The following is a 19660-nucleotide window of genomic DNA, read 5'->3' on the forward strand; positions in this document are numbered from 1 at the left end:
AAAATCATCAATAAAAATTAATTTCACCTCTTGTTATTTAATTATAAAAACATGAAAAAAGTAACAATCAATACAATAAGATGTATTACAGTTAGTTTATTCTTTGATGCAATATTTCAAACGCTCAGAAATATCTTACAGCCTGAGACAAAGGTCATAATGGGTAAAAAGATATTCAGCAATGTGCGAGGGTGTCTGCAAAGTTCAATCCTGTCATCGATGTTTGCCAAGATCCACCTGCATCATGTGATAGATGAATAAAACAATCACTGACAAATAGATTGCTTCCAAAAACAATTTAGGCAACTGGCCGATTAGATCGACCAGTTGCTTAACACTGCGCCCCAGAGCCTTTTTCACCAACTCCAGTTCTATCGTAACTGCGGTAGAGCACGACATCCGGGGCATAAGTACTGAATGCGCTGGAATAGATGTGAAAACTACTCTAGCATCTCTGTACACTCAGCGGGTTTTATCCTGAGCTCACCTTCCTCTGATACCAATCCGAAACAGCTAACATCGGGGTTTAATACCGTCAGTTTGGACATTCTTTTCAGTAAGTTAATTATCTTCATCTTCTTCAGCGTCATAGCTCCGGTGCTTTCAAGCCTCATGTAGCGCTGTGCTGCCTGTTCAATACTGACAATGCATATACTGGTATCTTCTGATGCCTGATGAAGCAGCACAAGATTTTCGTCACTGCGCCAGAGTGACAGGTTGGCTATACAAGTATCAGAAAACCGGATAGCTGAACTCTGACCCCGATCATCTATCGTGATATGCCGGTAATGAGTCAGCGCCTCGGAAGGGGACAGCCAGTAATACGATTCTTTTGAACGTCCAGTGATAGCCAGCCGATCGGTGCCTGCCAGTTGCGGCAGCCGATCGGTGCCTGCCAGTTGCGGCAGCCGGATTTTTCCCTCCAAAGGAACCTGCCCCACCTGCAACACCAGACTCTCCGGTGTTCGGTTAACAAAACGGTAATTCCCCACCAGGGTAGACTTTCCTTCGCTGACTTGGCTCACTTGCCACAATTCTCCGGTAGTCTGGTCATGGACATAACTGGCCTCCTGCCCGGCGACTTGCCCCAAGTAATGCAGAATATGATTCGAGTTAAGTATACTGGAACGAAGCAGTTTCCCTTCTTCTGGTAAGAACCACGCAGGATAACCACGTTCAGAAAATAGTCTAACGGCTTGTGGTAATTCAACCTCATTCCTGAGCGCCATAATGGCTGAGGCAATTTGACTGTCCGGGCGACCCTGTACATGCCAGGCAATCAGCACTGGCCGGTCTGTCATCTTGGCATCCGCTGATAACAGTAAGACCGCGCCGTCCGGGGTTTCCAGCCGGAGTGTATTGCCCTGACGAACCACACTGCGGTATTGATGGCTGGCCCGGAGCCAGGGTTCCGCTGCGGCAGGTTCCTCAGAGAGCACCCGCTTTTCACTCAATTTAAGGTCAGATTCCGCCGACAGTGGTTGACGATATAACTGATGGTTATCGGTGTCAAAAATCCATGCCTGACTGCCATCCTCCGCTAAACCAAGATAAGTCAGAGTGTGTTCTGTAATGAGACCAACTCCACCTTGCACTACCCGACCTGCCGTACTGTCATACCAGGCACTGATTGGTTTTCCGTTGCTATCCTGCAACCCCAACAGCAGCAGGGTACTTAACCGATCTGGATTATCCCGCACCAACTGACTCAGTGCGGCTGTCAGACTCTCCTTATCAGCCTTCTGGTGAGATTGAAACTGTAGCCAGTCTGCCGTCACCCCGATCAGACGGATACTGCCCTGATCATCTGCCAGCCACAGCATCCCCTCACTGGAAAGTACAACCAACTGCTTGTTCGCTATGGATACGGATCTGATATCGTCAACAGCCACCTTGCTGGCCGGAGTGCCGGACAAGCCATTATCCTGCTGAAAATAAAGACTATGTCTCTGATGGCTGTAAAAATAATAACCCGGTTTATCACCAGTCGTAGTGAAAACGAGGGTGAAATCAGCCGTCAGGGCCTGTAAATCCGAATTTTTCTTTTTTAGTTCAGCCAGGATGCTGGCATCCTCCTGATCCGGATTTATCCGATTCATTCTGACCACATTTTGCGGCTGTTTTCCATCAGTCTGTAACCAGTAATGTTTATCTATACCAGCTACTCGCCCAGAAAGGCTGATCACCTCCGCCGGGCTGCCTTTAACCTGACGTTCCGGCACACAGAGATCGCCGGTGAACCACTGATTCGCCGCCAATGGTGACAGAAGGCCATTAAACTCTCCGTCACTGGAATCGAGAAGAACGGGCAGCGAGACGAGGTTTTTTTCACTGATTTTATCCAGACCAGCCAGCATGGCTGTATTTCCGTCAACAGCTACCAGTTTCAACGTTTCCTCTGCCACCTTATAAGTATACGAAATACGGCCTTCATCTAGCTGCCGTTCCACCACAAACCAGAGCTGGTCATTGCCCTGCATCACATGACTGCTGATTTTCTCCTGATCATTCCCCGGAAATTTTATCGGCAGATACTGTCGCAGAACTTCGCCACTGGCAATATCCACTTGCCAGAGCGTGGCATCCCGGTAAAACCACGCCTTATTACCCTCAACTTTCGCCAGCTCGGCATCGCTGAGAAAATCGGCGGCGTCAGGGACGTTGGTGTAAATCATACGATCACGACCGGTCTCATAGAATGCGCGGCCAACAGGACGGCTTTGCGGTGAGTGCCGGTAGTGTTCCACCACTAAATATGGCCTGTTGTGATGTTCATGATTGCTTAACTGCCTGAGATGATCATGCAACGCTTGCAGGCTGTTAAACTGCACCGCATTCGTTACGCTCTCTGTTATCTGCCACTGATTCTTTTTATTCTGCTCGACAGAAAATATCCCTGCATTATTTATCAGGGATATATTATCCGATTCTTCAGACAGGGTTATCTTTATATTGCCGATATGCAGTCGTTGTCTGTTATCTTCTTTGCTGAGACGGGGGTTAACATTAGAGCCGATATGACGGGCATCCAGTATCCAGTGGGTATCAGTATTTCCCTGTAAGGACAGAGAAACCCCCTCCTGCAAGCTGATACGGTATTTGCCTTTCCCGCCGGTCAGACGGTAGGACAAGAACCCGTGAACATCCTCCGGCAACTGCTGAATGACAATATCCCGGTCTTCATCATCCAGAATGATGTCAACCGGCGTCGCAACAAATTCTGGCTTTATACGGCGTACTACGCGCTCTCCGGGAAAAGCATAAAAATCAAAATCAAATCGTCCATCTTCTTCCAGTCGTCGCAGAACATCAAATCCCCGATCGTTGCGGGCAGTGACGAAGGGCAGGATCATATATTCGTAATTAATGTAGGACTTTATGGTAAATGGCAGAATCAGGATATCGCTGCTTCCAGGATGGAAGCTGACCTGCGCCTGTTTATGACCGATGCCTTCGCGGATATTAATTGCATGATTTTTATTAGTATCAGCCGCTCTGCCGGGCCACCAGAAAAAGTAATTACTCCTACCCGAGCCCCATGAATATTTCGGGTCGTTGCGATAGAGATATTGACTGTCAAAAGTCAGGTGACCGTGGCGTAAATCGAGCTGACGGATCACTGCTCCGGGGATCGGCTCCATTACCTTATAACGGCTGCCATCTTTTGCCACTTTTTCCGCCTGTCGGTATCCACCCTGCTGATAAGCTGCTTCCAGATCGGCAAAATAATTGCCTACCGCCTGTGCATCACTGGCTACCCTGCCGAACGCCTCGGCCAGAGCCGTAAAACCAATACCTAAACCAGCCAGTGGTACTGCCAGCGAGGAGGCAAAACCAGCAACAATGGGGGCACCGAAGATCCCGGCACCAATACCTACGCCGGTTGTAACCAGGCCAGCACTGTCAAATGCCAGTTGTGTACCATAAACCGCCTTCTGGGATTCATTCTGCGCATGCGCCAGTTCTATGCCATCCAGTACCACACTGAAGATATTTAACCCCACCCCGACACCAGTGCTGACATGGGAGAGCGATGAAAACAGGCTGCTGGTCACTCCCCGGCCTTCACTGACCACTGCCCTGTACAAATTGGCGAGTTTAGCACCGTCCTCCAGTAGACCATGAGCCATCTGCGTCAGGTTAACGTAAGTGTGCACCCGCAGTGCGCTCTCTAACGTATTGGGCATCGCATTAGGCACCTTATCACTGGCTACGGTGGTGCGGTTTCTATCGGCAAACCAAGGGATCAGAGTCTTAATCATAAAAGCGGCATTCAGTCCGTGAACAGCGTCTGCTTCCGGGATACCTGGGCGCAGGGTTAGTTTCCCTTTGGTATACTCGTGAGTTTTGCTGACTGTATCGAGATCTTTATCATAAGAATGAATAAAATCAATAATACGTCGGTCATCCGTCGTGAATGTCTGGGGAGGAAGCCCAGGCCGTGCTCTATTAATAAACTGTAAAGAATAACTTCCCGACAGGGATTCACTCTCCCTGAGACTGCCCAGTATTGGCAACCACTCTTCTGCGGACAGTGCATTTTTGCTATATAGATGCTGCGTGGCCTGCTGAAAATCCTCTGCACGGTTAAGCATTTCCAGCAGCCGGATGTCAATCTGCACATTGTCTGGAAGCGGAGCCGTTTTGTTTCCCAGTGGCGGATTAACCATATTCTCTGTAAGGACTGATTTACCTGGCGTTACTGTTTTCGTCCATACACCATTCTCCTGATTAAAAACAAGCGTGACTTTATTACCGTTTTCCACGAGTTGTTTCCGGCCTTTAGGACTAACAGTAATTTGAGTGGTATAAGCCTTAACAGAAAGTGGACGAATACGCTGATCAAGTGACTGAGCAAACTTTAGCGCATAACTTTTCTGCTGGTCTTCACCAGCCAGTGAACAACTCACCATACTGATATGTTCAGGGGGCATTTTAACGCCGGAGTCTGTACAGAACTGGCTAAGTTGTGACGCCAGCGCTGCCGGAGTGCGTTTGGCCAACGTCTGGTGATTAAGTTTATCCCCACCATCGCGGCTATGACCAACCAGTTGCCAGCGGATTTTTTCTTTATCCTTCAGGATAGCCAGATCACCATGAACCACTTGGTATTGGCCCTGAGCATCCAACTGCACCAGTACTGAATCAGGGTGTTTTCCCACCAATTTTGCTGCCGCTTCTCTGACTACAGGATCGTTTTCAAGTTGAATAATTAGCTGACCATCAAAGCGGGACATTCCCCCCTCATGGAGAGGCTCAACTACAGGCTTTTCCCAATTACTGACAGGTTTTTCATCGAACGGAGCAATGCCCTCTGATTTATGATGGTAGCGACCTTCCTCTTGTTCCAGTGGCACCAGCATTGGACCAAAGCGGGTAAAACGCGGGGAATGGAACTGATTAGCCTCTGGCAAACCCTGATTGATGATCGGCAAGACTCGTGCCATCACTCCGTCATACAGTTCACCCTGCAACGCCTTTTTTTTACCTTCAGCGCGGTACTTGTCGAACATCTGTAACATGTCGTTGCCGATACTGTCCGCACTCTTCGGCTCGTAACGCGCAGCGACATAAAAGGTTTCAAAGAACGAATGATAGCCATTACGGATCATGAAGGCCGCGTTGACCATCTGGAACTGCCAATATTCCTTGGTACTCAATGCGCCACCGAACAATTCCGGCAAGGCATTGCTGACGGTCTGGGTGGTCCCGGAAATCCCGCCTACAAACGGGGTGTCCAGATCATTCATGTAACGGGTGGCGTCATTATTAGGATCAGGACGGAACTGGTTGTAGCTGCGGTACTTATCGTCCTTGATCAGGTACGAACCATCGTGATACGCCAGCTCTTCAAGGTTGGTATTGAGGATCAGATACGGGTCAGGCTGATTCAATCGGTTATTGATCATAACCTTGTCAGCACCTAGTTCGGCGTGGCGATTGAACGGGACTGCGGCTTTGGAAAGGCCATCAGCTACCGGACGCAAAACATGGAATAAGACCTGTTTGCGCAGGCTCCTACCTTCATTACTCAACAGTGCCTCTTTAACCGTCAGACGCAGTTGCATATCACTGCTCTCAAGGCCTTTGGGACCAGACAATAACAGGGTGAGCAATTTGCCATCTAGCAGGCGCTCAACCGCAACCTGATCGAAAACCTGTATTTTCGGGTTGCTTGGATGCTGTGCTGCATTGGCGCTGGCGACCCTCTGAGTTTCCTCTTCGATAGCCTGAATGCGCCACTGTTCGTACAATGGCGCCAACAGCTTCTTGGCCTGGGCAATGTCACTTTGCACATAGCCACTTTGCAGGACCTTGATCACAGCCGGGTTCTTCACCAAACTCGCCGCCAACCTGAACAACAGAGGGTCGTTATTGACGTTCTGCCAGACCGAAGCAGCGAACGCCTGTTCCCACAGCACCTTGTTCAAGTTATTGCCCTTGATATCACGCATTCTGTCATAGGTGTACTCCGACTCCAACACCCCTGCTGGGGTGATGTGGTTGCGTTCGAGCAAACGCACCAGTTGCTGCTCGAACGCTGTGCGTTCGCTGCTGCCTTTAAACAAACGACTGGCCTTCACACTATCGTCTTGCAATTGATCCAGCTTTTTGAAAAATTCGGCGTTGTATTGATACAATTCGGCGGTCTGAGCCTTACTCAAGTGGCTACTGCTGATCTTGTCGCCGTCAACGCTCATCACTACAAAGGGCGTTGCGGACAGGTAGGTTTCGCTTGGGGTTTTGCCCTGTGGCATTTCCAGCAAGTACTGGCGATTGCCAAAACCGACCGAGCGTTCCAGCTCATGGATATTGACTAAAAGCCCGTCACGATCCGGATGGTAACTGTTTTGGCGAAACCCCTCCAGGCCGATAGTCTGGAAGCTGGAGATATCAGCATTCTGGTTAATCAGGTCACTCAAGGCGCCTGGCAATGGCACCTCACGGGTGATCGTGGTATTCAAAGCCTGGCCAGACACCTGAATTCCAATCTGGTTCGGCACCTTACGGTCAACGTTGGTCAGCAATATCTTGCGGCCATTATCCAGCAACTGCGCCTTGAAACCTTCGCGCAAGGTACTTTCCGAAACCAGGTAGTTGGAGAAGTACTTCTCGACGAATGCAGTTTTGACCAGCACCGAACGAATTGGTGCATAGGTCGGCGAGCGAAAAGATGGCGGTTCACTCTTAAGCCGGTATTGTTGTTGCCAGGCCAGGGAGCGGGCGGCCGTACCGAAGGAGAAATTGAGTACCCCATTCGTCGGAATGACCAACCTACCGTTCTCCAGAAAGAAGTCCTTGAAGCGGCCATCAGTACTGGCATTGACCAAAGCGACGTTCATGCGGATGTAGCCAGGACGTTCCTCCATCATCAGTAGTGAAATATTTACCGGCAGATCATCGGAAGCTTGGGGCACCTTGGTCAGCGCATCGAGGGCCGCAGCCTCTTCCTTAAAAGATGCCTTGAGTAAGGTGTTGTAGCGGGAATTGACGTCCTTGTAAGCTTGCAGCTCGGAAAATAGCGTCACGTATTTTTGGCTGAATGTAGAGTCGGCCACCTGTGTGGTCAGTTTCTGTTCCAGGCGCTTGATCTCGGTATTCAACCTGGCCTGCTTGCCCGCTGCATCCTCCTTCAAGGCCTCTGCATTCAGGGTCTTGGCACCACCGGGACTGAGGATGGCTAAAGCCTTGCCCCAAGTGCTGTCAAAGTGCGTCATGGCTGTCTGTTGGCGACTGTATAACAGGATGTCACGATCTAGTTGTTGCTTGTAGGCATTGATCGCCGGCGTGTCAGGTTTGCTGTTCATCTGCTGCCGTCTTTGTTGCAGCGTCTGCAACTGGTCGTCGATCGAAACGGGGTTATCCTGCATCTGAAAATACTGTGCAGCCAATACACTCAAGGTGCTCTGCTGCATTTCTTGCAATTTCTCACCTACTTGCCTGATGTAGTCATCACGTTCGTTGGCATTCATGTTAAACCATTCGGTCTGGCGACCCGCCGCCTTGATCTGCCGATCGATCAGAGTATTGAGCAATTTTTTGAAGTTTTTGGACATATAAACCATTACAGTAATCCTTTATCTGTTTTTTGGGCGAAGCTCTTTGCATCGCGAAAGTGAGTCAAAATATCTAAAGATATCTAACCGTGTTGATAATTATTATCAATAATAATAACCATTATCAATTGCGATTTAAGCAAATAATTGCATATATAAATTAATTGGATTATTTGTGAAGACAACAAAGAGGCAACTTGAAAGACGACAGGTATATCTTGAAAATAAAATAGCATTATTAACATTAGAGTTGGCAAGGTTCATACGGTCTGCGTTCTGCCATGAATTTTAATCTGCTAAATCCACTTTGTGCTGGGGTCAAAGCGGGCATGTTTTATTCGTCCTTGACAGGATGCAGAGAACGATTTCTCATGGGTCCATGCACAGTACCAGCCATTGGAGCAGTTGCCAGCTATTCGAAAGATGCAGAGTACGTATTAATGAGTGAACATATAGTAGTATTAGTGTATAAAATCCATTTGAATAAAAACGATTAAACGGAGAATGCGTGATGAGTCCATTGAAAGCCGGAGATAAGGCCCCCCAATTCAGCCTTCCTGACCAAGATGGTGAAAACATTAACTTATCTGACTTCAACGGTCAGCGTGTTTTAGTTTATTTCTATCCCAAAGCAATGACCCCAGGCTGTACTGTTCAGGCGTGTGGCTTACGCGACACGATGGGCGAGCTGGAAAAAATTAATGTCACAGTATTAGGCATCAGTACAGATACTCCCGAAAAATTATCCCGCTTTGTCGAGAAAGAGATGCTGAATTTCACTCTGCTTTCTGATGTTGATCATCAGGTTGCCGGGCAATTTGGTGTTTGGGGTAAAAAGCAGTTTATGGGAAAAACCTATGATGGTATTCATCGCATCAGTTTTTTAATTGATCCAGAAGGTAATATTGAACACGTTTTTGATAAATTCAAAACCAGTGACCACCACCAAATTGTTCTGGATTATCTAAAACAGCATTCATCTTGATAAACTCACGGGCTAATAACACAATCCCCCACCAACCAGATGGGGGATTTTTTGCGGACTTCTGCACTGTCAACACTATCGAAGTTCGCTATGACCACTCTTCTGCTTTTTCTTCTGGCCAGACATTAATGACTGCTTTGATCAAAGTCGCCAATGGAATAGCAAAAAAAACGCCCCAGAATCCCCATAATCCACCAAAAATAATAACAGAAAGAATAATAACCAGTGGATGCAGATTTACTGCTTCTGAAAACAGAATAGGTACAAGCAGGTTTCCGTCTAATCCTTGTACAACTAAGTAAGCGATAAATAGTGTCCAAAAATCTGTTCCGAAACCCCATTGGAATAATGCAACGATAATGACAGGAAGAGTGACAATCACCGTACCTACATAGGGAATTAACACGGACAAGCCAACAAGTACAGCAAGTAGCATCGAATAATGCAATTTAAAGAAAGCAAATACCGCGTAAGTACAAATGGTCAGGATAACCATTTCCATCACTTTTCCACGGATATAATTGGTAATCTGTTGATTCATTTCATGCCATACTTTCCCGGCTAAGCCGTGGTTACGTGGCAATATACTTTGTAATGCTGCAACCATCTTATTTTTATCTTTCAGCAGGAAAAACACCATAAAAGGAACAATAATCAGGTAAATAGAAAAAGTTAACAGCCCAATCAAGGATGCCACGGAAAACTTAACCACAGATTCACCTGCTAAGGAAAGCTTGCCACGCAGGTTTTCTGCAAACATTTCAATAATACCAGCATCAACCAGAGCGGGATAACGGGAAGGCAAAGTATGAGCATACTCATTAAAATGGTTAATCATATTTGGCAGGTCAGAAAACAGATTCACCCCCTGTTGCCATACTGTTGGGGCAACAATTAGGATAATCAATGCACTAATCCCCATAAAAATAGTTAATACAATTGTCACAGAAAGTGAACGACTACAGCCTAATTTCTCCAGTTTTACTGTTGGCCATTCCAGTAAATACGCCAGTACAATTGCAGCAAGAACCGGTGCCAAAATACCATTAAAAAAATAAATGATGCCAAACCCTGCTAACAAAATGAATGATAATGCAGCAATTTGTGGATCAGCAAAACGGCGACGATACCATTGCATGATCATATCCAACATAAAAAAACTCCCTGATAACAATACTTAACAATTATTTTACTGAAATTGCTTACGACTGACTGATTTTAAGTTACCCTTTGCTATCATACACGTATCCTGAAAATGATAGCTAACTGGACATAGTGTTTTTATAAGCACTGTTTTATGAGAGTCGCTTTATGAAAAAAACATCTACTAAAAAACCCCTGATAGCGATATTGGTTAGTCTGACACTCTTTGGCAATATTCCGGCCCTTTCCGCACCTGTTGCAGATTCATTACCAGACATTGGTACAACAGCAGGATCTACGCTCAGTATCAATCAAGAAATAGAATTAGGTGATTTCTATATCCGTCAAATACGTGCTGCAACCCCACTGATTTACGATCCGCTATTAACTAAATACATCAATAAGCTAGGTCAACGGTTAGTAAATCACGCAGATGCAGTCAAAACGCCTTTTCATTTTTATATCGTCAATAACCCTAACATTAATGCGTATGCTATTTTCGGTGGCAATGTTGTACTACACTCAGCCCTGTTCCGTTATAGCCGAAATGAAAGCGAACTAGCGTCTGTCATGGCCCATGAAATCGCCCACGTCACTCAGCGTCATTTAGCCCGCCGGATGGAAGATATCCAACGAAAATCGCCGCTGGCATGGGCTGGCACCTTAGGTGCTGTCTTATTGTTAATGGCTAATCCACAAGCAGGAATGGCAGCATTAAGTGGTACTCTGGCTGGTTTTACACAAGGCATAATCAGCTTTACTCGTGAAAACGAACAAGAAGCAGACCGTATAGGTATGCGGATATTGAGCCAGGCCGGGTTTGATCCTTATGGGATGCCTAATTTCATGCAAACTCTGGGGGATCAATCCCGGTACAGCTCTAAACTGCCAGAAATGTTATATACTCATCCATTACCCGACAGCCGCTTAGCTGATGCCCGCAACAGGGCCAATCAATACTCCAAAAAATCTATCTCAGAATCACAGGATTATCTGCTTGCCCGCGTGCGTATTCTGACAATAAATTCGACTACACAATCTCCCTATACAGAGGAGCTTCTGAACAAATACAGCCAAGGAACCGCAAAAGAAAAAACTGCCGCCTCTTACGGGCGGGTTCTCTTCCTGACCCAAAATAAAAAATATACTGAAGCCAGAACAATACTGACTCCATTACTGGATGAGCAACCAGATAATATATGGTTTATTGATGCCATGACAGATATTGATATTGAGCAATCACAGTATGCACAAGCTATTACCCGCTTACAACAAGCCCTTCAAAAACATAAAAATGATCCGGTGCTACAAATTAATCTTGCTAACGTCTATATTCAGGCTAAACAATATCCAAAAGCTTCACAGCAGCTATTCCAATATACCTTCAACCATCCTGATGATTTAACGGGTTGGTCATTAATGGCAGAAGCGGCGGGTAAACAAGGAAAACGTAATACTGAACTGGCAGCTTATGCAGAAATTATGGCATTAAAAGGACAGTTCGATATGGCTATCAATTATCTCAGCCAGGCCAGTGCATTGGTAAAATTAAATAGTTATGATCAAGCCCGTTATGATGCCCGCATTGATCAATTACGCCAACTGCAACAACGTTATAGCCAATATGAGAAATGAGGTTTTTTTACATGCAAGATATTATTTTTTACCATAATCCCCGTTGTTCAAAAAGTCGGGAAACGCTTAAGTTAGTTGAAGATCTTGGGATTACACCAGAAATTATTCATTATCTCGATACACCTCCAACAGCAAAACAACTTGCTGTTTTATTAAAAAAGCTAGGTTTCAACGATGCCCGCCAGTTAATACGAACAAAAGAAACGCTCTATAAAGAATTGGGACTTGATAATAGTGAATTATCACAGGAATCCTTACTCCAGGCAATGTCCGAGAACCCTAAGCTCATAGAGCGTCCAATTGTTGTGGCAGGAGATAAAGCACGCTTAGGACGTCCGCCAGAGCAAGTTAAAGAAATTTTAGGCAATTAATTATTTTGGCATATACAAAAAAGTGATAGGGAAATACCTCTATCACTTTTTTACCCTTTGCTTCCTGACCCAACGATTAAAGATCAAGGATATCTTTTACAAATGGGATTGTCAGCTTACGTTGAGCCACAATAGAAGCACGGTCAAGCTCATCCAACGTCCTGAATAGTGTTTGCATTTCCCTATCAAGTCGTTTTAACACAAAACGACCCACATCTTCAGGTAATTCAAACCCTCGTAACTTCGCCCGCAATTGTAATGCCTGAATTTTTTCATCATCAGACAAGGGCTGCAATTTGTAGATCTGCCCCCAATCCAAGCGAGATGCCAAATCTGGCAATGTTAAGTTAATTTGCCGGGGAGGGCGATCTCCGGTAATCAAAAGACAGGTTCGGCCGATCTCTACAATTCGGTTATAAAGATTGAAAATAGCCATTTCCCATACCTGATCACCTGCAATACATTCCACATTATCAATACACACCAATGATAAATGTTCCATACCATCAAGAACTTCTGGAACAAAATAAGCACGTTTATCTAATGGTACATACCCTACAGCCTCCCCTTGTTGGGACAATTCAGCACAGGCTGCGTGGAGTAAATGGCTCTTGCCCCCACCATCGCGAGACCAAAAATAGATATAACTGCCATGTGACTGACTAATAGCCAATTTTATTGCTGCTAATAAAGACGTATTCTCACCTGCAAAAAAACTGGCAAATGTTTCATCATCAGGCAAGTATAAAGGCAATGAAAGCTGCGCCGGTGTATTCAGAAGCACCTCAAACCGAATGGATAACGGATAACGAACAGTACTGAGTTTACCATAAAAACCAAGTCTACTACAAAAAGCGATAACAAACATAGTTGACAATACATTCTGGTCATGTTTTATTTTTCGGCCAATGATTTCTAATATAATAAAAAATAAGCAATTGAAAACATCTTAAGACAAGTCACCAGACGGGCACAGACTACATTTGCACAAAACTCATTGAGCCATATTCCTTTCCACACAAAAGATCTTGATGAAAGAGAAGATAAACAGAATCCTCACATGGTAGAGTTAGATAAGATTATTGACATACTCAATGATAATTTTGCAAGAATACGCAACAAACTTCGAAGAAAGGATATTCGCTCTTACTATGAGTATTATACTATTAATAAGTTTAGAATAAATCTTAATAGATAAAACCCAACTTATATTATTTTAAGTTGCGCGATTCCTCCCTATGATTATCCTATTATTAGGACATATCCTAAATGAATATGAGTTACACTGAATTGTTTTCTCTAATGATTTATTTTTCTTTATCGGATGTAGAAATTATCAAGGCATTAGCCTCTTTCAAAAGTTCAGTGACTTCGTTTTTATCTAAATCACCCTCAATAGATATAGAGCTGCCATTACTTTTAACTATAGATATTTTTAAGTTACGACCACCCAAAATTGCTATTAATGCTCTTCTTATACTATCAAGATAGCTTAAATTATCTTTAAAAAAAGTGAGAGTAGGTTTAATAATGTTGAATGTCTCTGAACGAGATATTACTGGATCAACTTCTATATGAAATTTAACAAGTTCAGTATAAAACTCTTCGATCAAACATTCATCTATATATAAAGTAATAATATTGGTATCTTTCATTTTATTCCCCACTTTATCTTTAGCAATACTAAATAAATAAGTGAAACTGAATCATATAGAAAAAACATCTTAATACCTTTAGCAACGTCAGTTTTTATGGCACAAAGCCTAAAATATGAGAAAGGATTTTTCACAAAATCCTTTCTCATAAGAAACAAAAGGCAGATATAGATTAGTTTATAACTTTATTATTCTATAAATATTATTTTGTCCCAAATATCTTATCGCCTGCATCCCCCAGGCCAGGAACAATATATCCATGTTCATTAAGACGTTCATCAATAGACGCGGTATATAACTCAACATCAGGATGAGCTTTCTCCAGTGCTGCAACGCCTTCTGGTGCAGCAACCAAAACCAATACCTTAATAACAGGGCAACCTGCTCTTTTCAGTAGATCAATCGTAGCAATCATAGAACCACCTGTTGCCAACATTGGATCAACAACCAGCGCCATACGCTCATTAATGTCAGAAACCAGTTTTTGGAAATAAGGCACAGGCTCAAATGTTTTCTCATCACGATAAACACCGACAACGCTGATACGGGCACTTGGAATATTTTCCAAAACACCATCCATCATTCCCAAACCTGCCCGCAAAATAGGCACTACTGTGATTTTTTTCCCTTTGATCTGATCGACTTCTACCGGACCACACCATCCATCAATGGTCACTTTCTCAGTTTCTAAATCAGCAGTTGCTTCATATGTCAGAAGGCTTCCCACTTCTGAGGCCAGCTCACGAAAACGCTTAGTGCTTATATCATGGTCGCGCATCAGGCCCAGTTTATGTTTAACGAGTGGATGTTTAACCTCAACGATCTTCATGGGTTTCTCCTACTGTATATAGCCGGTAGATAAAAAAATCGCCGGATTATACCTCCTTTTTGATATCACGCCACTATCCATCTATTGATTTTTAGCAACTACCAGTAGTTTTCTTCTATTTTTTATCCGCAATAACCTACAGAAAGCTATCGCAAACGTTTGCCTAGACTGCTAGAATGACCTCCGTTCCGTTTTATTCATTCAAATGTAATCGCCTGGGAGCTACGCAGTGACCAACAAAACCTCTCTTAGCTATAAAGATGCCGGTGTCGATATTGACGCAGGTAATGCCTTAGTCAATCGTATCAAAGGCGTAGTGAAACAGACCCGACGCCCTGAAGTGATGGGGGGATTGGGAGGATTCGGCGCTTTATGTGCCCTGCCACAAAAATATCGTGAACCTATTTTAGTTTCCGGCACAGATGGCGTTGGTACTAAACTGCGTCTGGCGATGGATCTGAAACGACACGATACTATTGGCATTGATTTGGTCGCCATGTGTGTTAATGATCTGGTTGTTCAAGGTGCTGAACCGCTGTTTTTCCTTGATTATTATGCGACAGGTAAATTGGATGTTGAGACAGCATCCAGTGTCATCACCGGCATTGCAGCAGGCTGTAAACAAGCGGGTTGTGCACTGGTCGGTGGAGAAACAGCCGAAATGCCCGGCATGTATCATGGAGAAGATTACGACGTTGCTGGTTTCTGTGTCGGCGTGGTTGAAAAATCAGAAATCATTGATGGCAGCCAAGTTCAGGTCGGCGATGCACTGATTGCATTAGCTTCCAGCGGGCCACATTCTAATGGTTATTCATTAATTCGCAAAATCCTTGAAGTCAGCCAGACCAATCCTGAGACAACCAAACTGGATGATAAGCTATTAGCTGATCATTTACTTGCCCCAACCCGTATTTATGTCAAACCATTACTTGAATTAATTGAGAATGTTGAGATCCACGCGATTTCTCATCTGACGGGTGGCGGCTTCTGGGAAAATATTCCCCGTGTTCTGCCAGAAAATATGCAGGCAAGAATCGAGGGGACTAGCTGGCAGTGGCCTGCAATTTTCAAATGGTTGCAACAGGCAGGTAATGTCAGCGATCACGAAATGTACCGCACATTCAACTGTGGCGTCGGTATGATAATTGCTTTACCACAATCTCAGACAAAACAGGCAATTGAATACCTAAACACCGCGGGTGAAAAAGCGTGGCAAATCGGCAGCATTACTGAACTTGGTCACAACGGACAGCAAGTTACTATCAGTTAATAAAAAGCTTCAGTTAATAAAAAGCTCGTAAAAAAAAGCCCGTAAATAGAAAGTCATCCTATGAAAAAAATTGTGGTATTAATTTCTGGTAATGGCAGTAACCTACAATCCATTATTGATGCCTGCCAACAAAACCGGATTAATGGACGGGTTTGTGCAGTATTCAGCAACAATGCCAATGCTTATGGCCTGCAACGGGCGGAATGCGCGGGTATTCCCACGCATTATCTCAATCCGAAAGAGTATTCAAATCGTACAGATTATGATTTTGCCCTACTCACCGCTCTTGATCGATATCAGCCCGATTTGGTCGTTTTAGCGGGTTATATGAGAATATTGTCACCCGGTTTTGTCCAGCATTATCGCGGACGCCTGATTAATATTCACCCTTCCCTGCTGCCGAAATACCCCGGTCTGCATACCCATCGTAAAGCAATAGAAAATGGCGATCAGGAGCACGGTACTTCTGTCCATTTTGTGACTGAAGAGCTTGATGGTGGTCCCATTATCTTGCAGGCTAAAGTACCAATCTTTACAGGCGATCAGGAAGAGGATGTTATCAGACGTGTTCAAACTCAGGAGCATAATATTTACCCGCTGGTCATCGGCTGGTTCTTGGATCAGCGTCTGAGAATGGATAACAATACCGCCATTATGGATGGCAAGATATTGCCACCACAAGGTTATGCTTCAGAATAACCAATATCATTAGACCGATTACAGCATTGTGTCCAGAATTAATGTGTTCAGGTTAGCGTGTAAAGTTAATGCATTGAGATTAATACGTTTTAAGGTTAATGTATTAAAGTGAATCATGTTAATATAACGAAAATTAACCAGACACATTGCTGTAAGTTGTTCTTTCGGAAAGCTCTTTTTTTATATTTCGTTCTTTTTCTATAATTTATATTTTTCTAGACATTATAGTGCTAACCCAAAACTGTAACTTGAAAGGCAACGGGGATATCTAGTAATAATTAACTATCCGTATATCATTTCGTATAGACCAAAACTAAATCGGCCTTTACCGTAAAAACACTGAGGTATCTAATGTCCAGTGGCTCTGAAAATCCACCTGTAAACTTACGTCCCCTCGAACGGGAAGATCTCCCTTTCGTCCATCAGCTCGATAACAATGCCAGTGTCATGCGCTATTGGTTTGAAGAGCCTTATGAGGCTTTTGTTGAATTATGCGATCTCTATGACAAACATATCCACGACCAAAGTGAACGCCGTTTTATTATAGAGAGCATGAACGCTAAAGTCGGCTTGGTTGAGTTAATGGAAATTGATTATGTTCACCGCCGTGCCGAATTTCAAATCATCATTGCACCGGCTTATCAAGGGCAAGGCTATGCAACTGAGGCAGTTAAACTTGCGATGGAGTACGCATTTTCTGTACTCAATCTCTACAAACTCTATTTAATCGTTGATAAAGAGAACGAAAAAGCAATTCATATATACAATAAATTAGGATTTTATACAGAAGGTGAATTAATCGATGAATTTTTCGTAAACGGCTCTTATCATACTGCTATTCGGATGTGTACCTTCCAACATCACTATTTTGCTAACAAAATTCGTCATTCTCAGAGTAAAAAGCAAGATCGTTAACCCAATAAATGGACCAAACGGAGTAGTAATGTCCCACGACCGCCTCTATACAGAAAAAGAACTCAGTTGGCTCTCTTTCAATGAACGCGTACTTCAGGAAGCGGCTGACAAAAGCAATCCACTTATTGAAAGAATGAGGTTTCTAGGGATCTACTCCAATAATCTGGATGAGTTTTATAAAGTTCGTTTTGCTGATGTAAAACGTCGTATTCTTATTAGCGAAGAACGGGGTTCTGCAACCAGCGCCCGGCAATTATTCAAAAAGATCCAGTCGAAAGTAGCCAAAATCGATCAGGAGTTTGATGAACTCTATAACGACTTACTCTTAGAAATGGCACGCAACCAGATTTTCTTAATCAATGAACGGCAGATATCTCCCAATCAACAAATCTGGTTGCGACAATATTTCCGGCAACATTTACGTCCGCATATTACACCTATCGTTATCAATCCAGAGACCAATCTGGTTGAATTTTTGAAAGATGATTACACCTATTTGGCTGTGGAAATTATTCGGGGACAAGAGACAAAATATGCCCTGCTGGAAATTCCAGCAGACAAAGTTCCCCGTTTCGTTAATCTGCCGCCAGAAATGCCAAAAAAACGCAAGTCAATGATTTTACTTGATAATATTTTGCGATATACACTGGATGAAATTTTCAAAGGTTTTTTTGATTACGATACACTGAACGTTTACTCCATGAAAATGACCCGTGATGCTGAATACGATTTAGCAACGGAAATGGAGTCCAGTTTGCTGGAATTGATGTCTTCAACCCTGAAGCAACGGTTAACGGCCGAACCTGTCCGCTTTGTTTATCAACGAGATATGCCGGATGAAATGGTAGAACTACTACGCAGTAAGTTAGGGTTGTCTAATGATGACTCTGTTATTGCTGGTGGCCGTTATCACAACTTCAAAGATTTTATTAAGTTTCCCAATGAAGGAAATCGAACCCTTCTGAATAAACCAATGCCACGCTTACGCCATACCTGGTTCGATCATTTCCGCAACGGTTTTGACGCTATCCGTGAACAAGATGTTTTGCTCTATTACCCTTATCACACTTTCGAGCATGTGCTGGAGTTACTGCGGCAGGCATCATTCGATCCGAGTGTATTATCGATAAAAATTAACATCTATCGTGTAGCTAAAGACTCACGCATTATTGATTCTATGATCCATGCGGCTCACAACGGTAAAAAAGTAACGGTAGTCGTGGAGTTACAGGCACGATTTGATGAAGAGGCTAATATTCACTGGGCAAAACGCCTGACTGAAGCAGGCGTGCATGTGATTTTCTCTGCTCCGGGCCTGAAAATTCACGCGAAGTTGTTTATCATTTCACGCCTTGAAGGAAGTGAAATTATCCGCTATGCCCATATTGGTACAGGAAATTTCAATGAAAAAACGGCTCGCTTATATACCGATTATTCCCTGCTGACAGCCAAGCCAGAAGTCACCAATGAAGTACGTCGTGTATTTAACTTTATTGAAAACCCTTATCGCCCCGTAACATTTGAGAATTTAATGGTATCGCCCCAAAATTCACGTGCGATGCTCAATAAGTTAATTACTCAAGAAATCGAAAATGCCAAAGCAGGAGAAGTGGCAGGCATTACCTTAAAAATAAATAACCTGGTAGATAGAGAATTAGTAGATCGCCTGTATGATGCCTCCGAAGCGGGTGTCAAAGTGCGTCTTCTGATCCGGGGTATGTGTTCTCTGGTTCCCAATCAACCCGGTTTTAGTGAGAATATTCAGGTTACCAGTATTGTAGATCGCTTCCTTGAGCATGATCGGGTTTATGTTTTCACCAATAAAGGGGATGAAAAAATTTTCCTCTCTTCCGCAGACTGGATGACCCGGAATATTGATTATCGTATTGAAGTCGCCGTTTGTTTGTTAGACCCCCTGTTAAAACAACGAGTGTTGGATATCTTAGAACTCCAGTTTAACGATACGGTCAAGGCGCGCTATATTGATAAAGAATTGAGCAATCGCTATGTGCCACGGGGAAATAAACGTAAAATCCGCGCACAAACGGCCATTTATGATTATCTGAAAAACCTGGAACAACCTGAACCAAGAGCCTAATTT

13 protein-coding genes are annotated in these 19660 nt (G+C 43.9%); 7 read left to right on the top strand and 6 right to left on the bottom strand.

Translation table 11 applies throughout. The features are described from left to right. Nucleotides 1-213 precede the first annotated feature (213 nt). Both ABLA85_RS11535 and ABLA85_RS11540 read right to left on the bottom strand, forming a co-directional pair. Nucleotides 214-408 (bottom strand): hypothetical protein, encoded by a 195-nt coding sequence (locus ABLA85_RS11535; RefSeq protein WP_367964231.1) that lies wholly within the window; start codon nt 406-408, stop codon nt 214-216. 32 nt (nt 409-440) lie between these two features. Next, entirely contained in the window at nt 441-8066 is a 7626-nt protein-coding gene (locus ABLA85_RS11540; protein WP_367964232.1) for a TcdA/TcdB pore-forming domain-containing protein, read from the bottom strand. A 502-nt stretch (nt 8067-8568) separates the two neighbouring features. Between ABLA85_RS11540 and bcp the strand changes: the two genes are divergently transcribed. After that, entirely contained in the window at nt 8569-9042 is a 474-nt protein-coding gene (gene bcp / locus ABLA85_RS11545) for a thioredoxin-dependent thiol peroxidase (protein WP_367964234.1), read from the top strand. An 88-nt stretch (nt 9043-9130) separates the two neighbouring features. Here bcp and ABLA85_RS11550 read toward each other — a convergent pair whose 3' ends face one another. Then, nucleotides 9131-10195 carry an AI-2E family transporter gene (locus ABLA85_RS11550; RefSeq protein ID WP_367964237.1) on the bottom strand — a complete coding sequence of 355 codons (1065 nt, stop codon included), beginning with the start codon at nt 10193-10195 and terminating at the stop codon, nt 9131-9133. Between the two features lie 158 nt (nt 10196-10353). Between ABLA85_RS11550 and ABLA85_RS11555 the strand changes: the two genes are divergently transcribed. Both ABLA85_RS11555 and arsC read left to right on the top strand, forming a co-directional pair. Further along, nucleotides 10354-11820: a M48 family metalloprotease gene (locus ABLA85_RS11555; RefSeq protein ID WP_367964239.1), complete on the top strand. Its 1467-nt coding sequence runs from the start codon at nt 10354-10356 to the stop codon at nt 11818-11820. Between the two features lie 11 nt (nt 11821-11831). After that, nucleotides 11832-12191, top strand: coding sequence for an arsenate reductase (glutaredoxin) (arsC, locus tag ABLA85_RS11560; RefSeq protein WP_367964241.1), 360 nt, complete (start codon nt 11832-11834; stop codon nt 12189-12191). 76 nt (nt 12192-12267) lie between these two features. On the opposite strand, the gene hda is transcribed toward arsC, so the two are convergent. The 3 genes from hda to upp form a co-directional block, all read right to left on the bottom strand. Further along, nucleotides 12268-12975: a DnaA inactivator Hda gene (hda, locus tag ABLA85_RS11565; RefSeq protein ID WP_187649573.1), complete on the bottom strand. Its 708-nt coding sequence runs from the start codon at nt 12973-12975 to the stop codon at nt 12268-12270. 523 nt (nt 12976-13498) lie between these two features. Further along, nucleotides 13499-13846: a hypothetical protein gene (locus ABLA85_RS11570; RefSeq protein ID WP_367964244.1), complete on the bottom strand. Its 348-nt coding sequence runs from the start codon at nt 13844-13846 to the stop codon at nt 13499-13501. A 202-nt stretch (nt 13847-14048) separates the two neighbouring features. Continuing rightward, on the bottom strand, nt 14049-14675 hold the full coding sequence (gene upp, locus ABLA85_RS11575; RefSeq protein ID WP_367964246.1) for a uracil phosphoribosyltransferase: 627 nt from the start codon (nt 14673-14675) through the stop codon (nt 14049-14051). A gap of 229 nt (nt 14676-14904) precedes the next feature. On the opposite strand from upp, the gene purM reads away from it, so the two are divergent. The 4 genes from purM to ppk1 all read left to right on the top strand — a co-directional run bounded on the left by purM (nt 14905) and on the right by ppk1 (nt 19657). Continuing rightward, the gene (gene purM, locus ABLA85_RS11580) at nt 14905-15945 is read left to right on the top strand and encodes a phosphoribosylformylglycinamidine cyclo-ligase (RefSeq protein WP_367964249.1); all 1041 of its coding nucleotides are present in this window, start codon (nt 14905-14907) and stop codon (nt 15943-15945) included. A gap of 60 nt (nt 15946-16005) precedes the next feature. Beyond that, complete coding sequence (purN, locus tag ABLA85_RS11585) at nt 16006-16644, top strand: phosphoribosylglycinamide formyltransferase (protein ID WP_367964251.1); 639 nt, start codon at nt 16006-16008, stop codon at nt 16642-16644. 351 nt (nt 16645-16995) lie between these two features. After that, a complete protein-coding gene (gene speG / locus ABLA85_RS11590; protein ID WP_367964253.1) occupies nt 16996-17559 on the top strand; it encodes a spermidine N1-acetyltransferase in 564 nt (187 codons plus the stop codon). Between the two features lie 28 nt (nt 17560-17587). Continuing rightward, nucleotides 17588-19657 carry a polyphosphate kinase 1 gene (gene ppk1 / locus ABLA85_RS11595; RefSeq protein WP_340622185.1) on the top strand — a complete coding sequence of 690 codons (2070 nt, stop codon included), beginning with the start codon at nt 17588-17590 and terminating at the stop codon, nt 19655-19657. The last annotated feature ends 3 nt before the right edge of the window (nt 19658-19660 follow it).

Origin of the sequence: Xenorhabdus sp. SGI246 (assembly GCF_040838225.1) — a bacterium.
Classification (GTDB): domain Bacteria; phylum Pseudomonadota; class Gammaproteobacteria; order Enterobacterales; family Enterobacteriaceae; genus Xenorhabdus; species Xenorhabdus indica.

Excerpts from the sequence above, each read along its gene's own strand:
- ABLA85_RS11535 (WP_367964231.1), bottom strand. The coding sequence starts at position 408 with ATGCCCCGGATGTCGTGCTCTACCGCAGTTACGATAGAACTGGAGTTG.
- ABLA85_RS11540 (WP_367964232.1), bottom strand. The coding sequence starts at position 8,066 with ATGGTTTATATGTCCAAAAACTTCAAAAAATTGCTCAATACTCTGATC.
- bcp (WP_367964234.1), top strand. The coding sequence starts at position 8,569 with ATGAGTCCATTGAAAGCCGGAGATAAGGCCCCCCAATTCAGCCTTCCT.
- ABLA85_RS11550 (WP_367964237.1), bottom strand. The coding sequence starts at position 10,195 with ATGTTGGATATGATCATGCAATGGTATCGTCGCCGTTTTGCTGATCCA.
- ABLA85_RS11555 (WP_367964239.1), top strand. The coding sequence starts at position 10,354 with ATGAAAAAAACATCTACTAAAAAACCCCTGATAGCGATATTGGTTAGT.
- arsC (WP_367964241.1), top strand. The coding sequence starts at position 11,832 with ATGCAAGATATTATTTTTTACCATAATCCCCGTTGTTCAAAAAGTCGG.
- ABLA85_RS11570 (WP_367964244.1), bottom strand. The coding sequence starts at position 13,846 with ATGAAAGATACCAATATTATTACTTTATATATAGATGAATGTTTGATC.
- upp (WP_367964246.1), bottom strand. The coding sequence starts at position 14,675 with ATGAAGATCGTTGAGGTTAAACATCCACTCGTTAAACATAAACTGGGC.
- purN (WP_367964251.1), top strand. The coding sequence starts at position 16,006 with ATGAAAAAAATTGTGGTATTAATTTCTGGTAATGGCAGTAACCTACAA.
- speG (WP_367964253.1), top strand. The coding sequence starts at position 16,996 with ATGTCCAGTGGCTCTGAAAATCCACCTGTAAACTTACGTCCCCTCGAA.
- ppk1 (WP_340622185.1), top strand. The coding sequence starts at position 17,588 with ATGTCCCACGACCGCCTCTATACAGAAAAAGAACTCAGTTGGCTCTCT.